The sequence below is a fragment of the Microbacterium sp. Leaf351 genome, from assembly GCF_001423825.1.
GTDB lineage: Bacteria > Actinomycetota > Actinomycetes > Actinomycetales > Microbacteriaceae > Microbacterium > Microbacterium ginsengisoli.
Genome location: NZ_LMPK01000036.1, coordinates 41295 through 47355, shown reverse-complemented (window position 1 = coordinate 47355; position 6061 = coordinate 41295). Strand labels below are relative to the sequence as shown.

The following is a 6061-nucleotide window of genomic DNA, read 5'->3' as shown; positions in this document are numbered from 1 at the left end:
CACCGGCGTGCCGTCGGCGGCGGTCACGGACTCCGGCACCCCGTAGAACGCGCGGAAGTAGAGGCTGGCGGTGTCCAGGAGCATGAGTCGATCGGATGCCGCGGCCACGTCGCGTCCCTTCGTCAGGCGCGCTCGGTCAGGGAGAGATGCACGCGCTTCAGATCCTCCAGCATGGCGCCGACCAGAATCCACTGCGGGCCCGGCTGCACCAGCTCCAGCGGCGCGGTCAGCGCGGGCTCCTCGGGCGCGGCATCCGCCTGCTCGCCCGTCAGGCGCACGTCGTGCGCGACGCGGCGCAGCTGCAGCGCGATCGCGGGCAGAGCGGGGTCGGGTGTGGCGTCGTCGCTCGCGTGGTCGTAGACGGCGCGGGTCATCCCGATCAGCTGCGTCACGATCGGGGTGAACACGTCGAGGTCATCGCGGAGGGCGGCGACCTGGGTGCCCAGGCTGCGTCCGCGCGGATTGAAGGTGAGCGATTCGGATGCCGCGGCGAGCGCGTCATTGGCCCGGCTCTGCACCGGGCGCAGCAGTCGGGCGCCGATCATGAGTTCTTCGCGACCCGCTGCCGTGGGTGGGTGATCGAGGGCGTCGGCGAGCCGCTCGAATGAGAGGGCGAGCTCTTCGCGCAGACGTCGCACCTGCTCCCGTGCCGGCGCGAGCGCCACCGGGGGCACGATGGCGAGGTTCGCGATGATGCCGACGATTGCGCCGATCACCGTCTCGATGATGCGGTCGACCGCGTACTCGGGTGTGGTCGCGCCGAGGGAGAGGACGAGAATCGCGCTGATCGCGATCTGGTTCGCCGTGCCGACGGTCATCCGCAGCGACCAGGCGAGGAGGAGGCCGACGGCGGCGGCGACAAGGACGACCGCGGTCGCACGGCCGAACGCGATGCCGAGCACCGAGGCGAGCACGACGCCCGCGATCACGCCGACCGAGCGCTCGATCGCGCGGGCGACCGACTGATTGAGGCTCGGTTGCACCACGAGAAGCGCCGCGATCGCCGCGAACACGGGAGCGGGGCCGTGGACGAGCCAGCCCGCGAGCAGCCATGCGACGGCGACGGCGACGGCCGACTTGCCGACCTGCAGGAGGGACGGGCGGGTGGCTGAACGCACGTCGAAGGCGGTGGGCACGGGACGCATCACGGTTTGCGTGCGCGCACGGCGGCGGAGGCGGCCGTCGCCGTCATGCCGAGATCGCGCTCGGGGAGGACGATGTCGAATCCGTTCCAGGTGCGCCGAGTGGCCTGCAGCGACTCGACGGTCACCCCCCGAGGTCGTTGGGAGAGGTAGGCATCGGCGCTGCGCAGGCGGATGCCGAGCGCGGGCCCGGCGACACCGACACGGTCGATGTCCCGCCAGGCGAGGCTCGCGCCGTCGCCCAGACGGATGCCCGCGTCGTCGACGCGAAGCAGGCGACTGCGCCGCCATTGGCCGATGAGCGAGTAGCCGCCGCCGACGCCGAAGACACCGACCGCAGCGACGCCGACGACGAGGGCTGTCAGGTTCTGCTGGTTCAGCAGCACGATCACGATGCCCATCGCCGCCGCGATCGCGCAGGCGATCGCGAGGATCACGAGCCGTCCGCGGGGGCCGATGATGACGAGAGGAGGGCGGACGTCCGACACGAGTCCAGCATAGGCACGGTTGTGCATAAGTGTGTGACTTATATTTTCGCCATATAAGTTATAGACTTATGGCATGTCCTACGCGGTGACCATCGATATCGTCGGCTCACGATCGCTCCACGACCGTCCGGCAGCCCAGCGCGCCATCGATGACGCCCTCGAGTTCGTCGATCAGGACGTCCCGCCGCTCACCGCGGTGCGGCCCACCGTCGGCGACGAGCTGCAGGGCGTCTACGCCGGCCTCGACGACGCCCTCGCCGCGACCCTCATCCTGCGCCTCGCGCTGCCCGACGAGGTCGACTGCCGATTCGGTCTCGGTGCCGGAGACGCCGGCCGGGTACCCTCGCGCCGCGCGAGCGAGCCGGAGCTCGGCATCTCCGAGGGAAGTGCATGGTGGGCGGCTCGCCGTGCCATCGAACGTGCGCACGCTCTCCCGGCGTCGGGTGTGGCGGGCGGCCGATCGTGGTACGAGGGGCCGGGTGCGGCATCCGTCAACGCCTATCTGCTCACGCGCGACCAGATCGTGTCCACGATGACCGGCCGTGCGCGCCGTCTCGCCCTCGGGGCGTGGCGCGGCGAGCGCCAGGCCGACCTCGCTCGCCGTGAAGGCGTCAGCCAGTCCGCGGTGTCGCAGATGCTCGGCCGATCGGGCGGAGCGAGTCTGGTCGCCGGACTCCATCTCCTGCGCAGCGGGTCTAGCGTGGATCGCGACGCCTGACCCGCCGAGGAGCACCATGACCGTCGCACTCACCCCCGCTCAGCGCCGCCTGCTCGACGCGCCGAACTACGGGGCTCTCGGCACCGTGCGACCCGACGGCGTCGTGCAGGTGAACCCGATGTGGTTCCTGCTCGACGGAGACACGATCGCGTTCACGCACACCACACGCAGACAGAAGTTCCGCAACCTGCAGCAGAACCCCGCGATGGCGCTCATGGTGTTCGACCCCGACCACCCGTACTCCTACGTCGAGCTGCGCGGAGAGCTCGTCGAGGTGCGCCCCGACCCGGGCGGCGACTTCTTCGTGGTGCTCGGCAAGCGGTACGGGAACGCGGACCAGCAGCCGCCCGCCGATCGGGCCGACCGGGTCGTGCTGGTCATGCGCATAGACGCCGTCGGCGGGCAGTGACCCCGACACATCCTCGTCATCTGGGCGCGGCATGATGTCCGGGTGACTCTCCCCGCAACCTCCCTCGATGCCTCGCTGCCCGAGTGGCTGCTGACTCTGCTGCCCGAGCTCCCCGACGTCCTGCCGACCGCCGAGGAGCGGATGGACCTCGTCAACGACCTCGCCGACCGCAACTGGCGCGCCGGCAACGGCGGCCCGTTCGCCGCGATCGTCGTCGACGCCGACTCGGGCCGGCTGGTATCCGTCGGTGTCAACGTCGTGCTGAGTTCGGGCATCAGCGGGATGCATGCCGAGGTCATGGCGCTGGGGCTGGCACAGCGCACCCTCGGCCGCTGGGATCTGGGCGAGGGCGGCGCCGAGCTCGAGCTCGTGGTCAACTGGCGCCCGTGCGTCATGTGCTACGGCGCCACGATGTGGAGCGGCGTGCGCAGCCTCGTGGTCGCCGGCTCCGGTCCCGAACTCGAAGAGCTCACCGGTTTCGACGAGGGTCCTGTCGTCACCGACTGGGACGCGCAGTTCGAGGCGCGCGGCATCCGCGTGCGCGAGGGCGTGCGGCGCGCCGAGGCCCTCGACGTCTACCGCGCCTACGGCGCCGCCGACACCCTCGTCTACAACGCCCGCGGCCTCGCCGAGTAGCCGTCGGGCAGCCGGCGGTCGCCTGCGCCGGGCGTAGGCTCGGAACATGCTCGCCACCGTGATCCACGACGCCCGCGACATCCGCGTCGAGAACGTGCCCGACCCGACGCTCTCCACCGGAGGCGATGCCATCGTGCGGGTCGTCGCAGCCTGCGTCTGCGGCTCCGACCTCTGGCCGTACCGCGGTGTCGTGCCGACCTCCGAGCCGCATCGCATCGGACACGAGTTCATCGGCGTCGTCGAGGCCGTCGGCCCCGACGTCACGAGCGTCGCCGCCGGCGACTTCGTCATCGCGCCCTTCTACGTCTGTGACGGCACCTGCGTGAACTGCCGCAACGGCGTCAGCACCTCGTGCCTGCACGGAGGCTGGTGGGGCAGTGACGACCAGGTGGGCGGCTTCGCCGACGGCGGCCAGGGCGAGTACGTGCGCGTGCCGCTCGCCGACGGAACGCTCGCCGTCGTGCCCGGACCCGTCACGGAGGATGAGATCCCCGGACTCCTCACCCTCAGCGACGTCATGGGGACCGGCCACCACGCCGCCGTGTCGGCGGGCGTGCAGCCCGGGGACAGCGTCGCGGTCGTCGGCGACGGTGCCGTGGGCCTGTGCGCGATCATCGCGGCGAAGCGACTCGGGGCCACCACGATCATCGCGATGTCGCGTCACGCTGATCGGCAGGCGCTCGCCCGCGAGTTCGGTGCCACTCACATCGTCGAGGAGCGCGGCGACGCCGGGATCGAGGCCGTGCGTGCCCTGACCGGTGGGATCGGCGCGGACCGCGTGCTCGAGTGCGTCGGCACCAAGGAGTCGATGGACCAGGCGCTGCGCTCCGCGCGACCCGGGGGCATGGTCGGCTACGTCGGCGTTCCCAACGGCGGTCCGGAGCTCCCGGTGCGCACCATGTTCAACCGCAACGTCGGCGTGAACGGCGGTGTCGCCCCCGTGCGCGGCTACATCGACGAGCTGCTTCCCGACGTGCGCTCCGGAGCGATCCGACCGGGCAAGGTCTTCACCCTGCAGCTCCCGCTCTCGGAGGCCGCCGAGGCCTACGCCGCGATGGACGAGCGTCGCGCGGTGAAGGTGCTGCTGCGGCCGTGAGCCGCGGCATCCGATCGTCTCGAAGCGAGCTCGCGGGGTCAGGCACGCGCCGCGACCGCGGCGACGTCGACGCCTGACGGCAGTGCGCCGAACAGCGCGCCCGCGGCGGGTTCGTCGCCGAGACGGCCGGCGATGAACGCGTCGGCGACCGCGGCGGGGGAGTGCCGGGCGACGAGCGAGGCCTCAAGGCTGAGCGCGAGCGCGCCGACCAGGGCGCGCGCGGAGATGTCGGCCGAGGCCGGGTCGGCGACGGCCGCCGCCACGCGCGCGCGGGTGCGATCGAGGTGGGCATCGAGCAGCGCGGACGCCCCACGGGCGCGTCCCACCTCGTGGTCGAACGCCTCCCAGGTCTCGGGCTCGCGCACGAGCGCGCGCAGCACATCGAGGGCGATGACGTTGCCCGACCCCTCCCAGACCGCCATCACCGGCTGCTCCCGGTAGCGCCGCGCGAGCGGGAAGGCCTCCGTGTAGCCGTTGCCGCCAAGGCATTCGAGCGCCTCATAGGCATGGGCGGGGCCGCGCTTGCAGATCCAGTACTTCGCGACAGGGGTGGCGAGGCGGCGGAACGCGATGGCCGCGGCATCCGCGTCGTCGTCGTAGGCGCGCGCAAGGTGCAGTGCCGTGATGGTCGCGGCCTCGGTCTCGAGCTGCAGGTCGGCGATGACCGCGGTCATCGCGGGCTGGTCGATGAGCGTGCGGCCGAACGCCGCGCGGTGCCGCACGTGCCACGCCGCCTCGGCGACCGCCTGTCGCATGCCGGCGGTCGACCCGAGCACGCAGTCGAGGCGGGTGCCCGCGACCATGTCGATGATCGTGCGCACGCCGCGCCCCTCGTCGCCCACGAGCACCCCGACGGTGCCGTCGAACTCGATCTCGCTCGACGCGTTCGCGCGGTTGCCGAGCTTGTCCTTCAGGCGTTGGATCACGAACGGGTTGCGGGTGCCGTCCGGGAGCACGCGCGGCACGAGATAGCAGCTCAGTCCGCCCGGCGCCTGTGCGAGCACCAGGAAGCCGTCCGACATCGGTGCGCTGCAGAACCACTTGTGGCCGGTGAGTCGGGCGGTGCCGGAGGCTGCGGGCGTCGCCCGCGTCGTGCCGGCCCTCACATCCGAGCCGCCCTGCTTCTCGGTCATCGCCATGCCGAACAGCGCGCTCGACTTGCCCGCCCGAAGCTCCGGCTCGTACGCGCGGGAGTGCACCCGCGGCATCCAGTCGGCGCCCACCTCGGGATGCTGGGCGAGCACCGGCGCGACCGCGTGGGTCATCGACACCGGGCAGGCGTGGCCCGGCTCCACCTGCGCGTACAGCATGAACGTCGTGGGCCGGGCGACGTTCGCGCCGGGACCCGGACGAGCGGATGCCGCGGTGTGCGCGCCGTCCGCGACGGCCGCCGCGATCACCCGGTGGTACGCCTCGTCGTAGACGACCTCGTCGACGCGGTTGCCCCACCGGTCGTGGGTGACCAGCTGCGGCTCCCGCACGTTCGCCCGTTCGGCGTCGGCCTGGAAGGAGGCGGCGCCCACGCGGCATCCGGTCGTGTGCAGGTCGTCGACGTGCGCGCCCGCATCGAAA

At 71.9% G+C, this 6061-nt stretch carries 8 protein-coding genes; 4 read left to right on the top strand and 4 right to left on the bottom strand.

The annotated features are described in order from the left end of the window. The 3 genes from ASG00_RS18420 to ASG00_RS12170 all read right to left on the bottom strand — a co-directional run. Positions 1-84 (bottom strand): hypothetical protein (locus tag ASG00_RS18420; protein ID WP_235559578.1); only part of this gene is annotated, 84 nt, incomplete at its 3' end. A gap of 38 nt (positions 85-122) precedes the next feature. Beyond that, complete coding sequence (locus ASG00_RS12175) at positions 123-1145, bottom strand: FUSC family protein (protein ID WP_045247260.1); 1023 nt, start codon at positions 1143-1145, stop codon at positions 123-125. Further along, on the bottom strand, positions 1145-1630 hold the full coding sequence (locus tag ASG00_RS12170) for a hypothetical protein (RefSeq protein WP_156454840.1): 486 nt from the start codon (positions 1628-1630) through the stop codon (positions 1145-1147). The genes ASG00_RS12175 and ASG00_RS12170 overlap by 1 nt, the downstream gene beginning before the upstream one ends. Before the next feature lie 73 nt (positions 1631-1703). Between ASG00_RS12170 and ASG00_RS12165 the strand changes: the two genes are divergently transcribed. The 4 genes from ASG00_RS12165 to ASG00_RS12150 are packed head-to-tail and all read left to right on the top strand — an operon-like array spanning position 1704 to position 4489. Then, positions 1704-2348 carry a SatD family protein gene (locus ASG00_RS12165; RefSeq protein WP_056209925.1) on the top strand — a complete coding sequence of 215 codons (645 nt, stop codon included), beginning with the start codon at positions 1704-1706 and terminating at the stop codon, positions 2346-2348. Positions 2349-2364: 16 nt separating this feature from the next. Next, the gene (locus ASG00_RS12160) at positions 2365-2757 is read left to right on the top strand and encodes a PPOX class F420-dependent oxidoreductase (protein WP_045247263.1); all 393 of its coding nucleotides are present in this window, start codon (positions 2365-2367) and stop codon (positions 2755-2757) included. Between the two features lie 42 nt (positions 2758-2799). After that, positions 2800-3393, top strand: a complete 594-nt coding sequence (locus tag ASG00_RS12155; RefSeq protein ID WP_045247264.1) for a nucleoside deaminase — start codon at positions 2800-2802, stop codon at positions 3391-3393. Between the two features lie 46 nt (positions 3394-3439). Beyond that, positions 3440-4489: a zinc-dependent alcohol dehydrogenase family protein gene (locus ASG00_RS12150; protein ID WP_056209924.1), complete on the top strand. Its 1050-nt coding sequence runs from the start codon at positions 3440-3442 to the stop codon at positions 4487-4489. Between the two features lie 38 nt (positions 4490-4527). Here ASG00_RS12150 and ASG00_RS12145 read toward each other — a convergent pair. Continuing rightward, positions 4528-6061, bottom strand: a 1534-nt coding sequence (locus tag ASG00_RS12145) for an acyl-CoA dehydrogenase family protein (protein WP_156456254.1), incomplete at its 5' end; no start/stop codon positions are given.

What these genes read in the sequence shown, in the direction of transcription:
- ASG00_RS12150 (WP_056209924.1), top strand. Translation starts at nt 3,440, where the DNA reads ATGCTCGCCACCGTGATCCACGACGCCCGCGACATCCGCGTCGAGAAC.
- ASG00_RS12160 (WP_045247263.1), top strand. Translation starts at nt 2,365, where the DNA reads ATGACCGTCGCACTCACCCCCGCTCAGCGCCGCCTGCTCGACGCGCCG.
- ASG00_RS12165 (WP_056209925.1), top strand. Translation starts at nt 1,704, where the DNA reads ATGTCCTACGCGGTGACCATCGATATCGTCGGCTCACGATCGCTCCAC.
- ASG00_RS12175 (WP_045247260.1), bottom strand. Translation starts at nt 1,145, where the DNA reads ATGCGTCCCGTGCCCACCGCCTTCGACGTGCGTTCAGCCACCCGCCCG.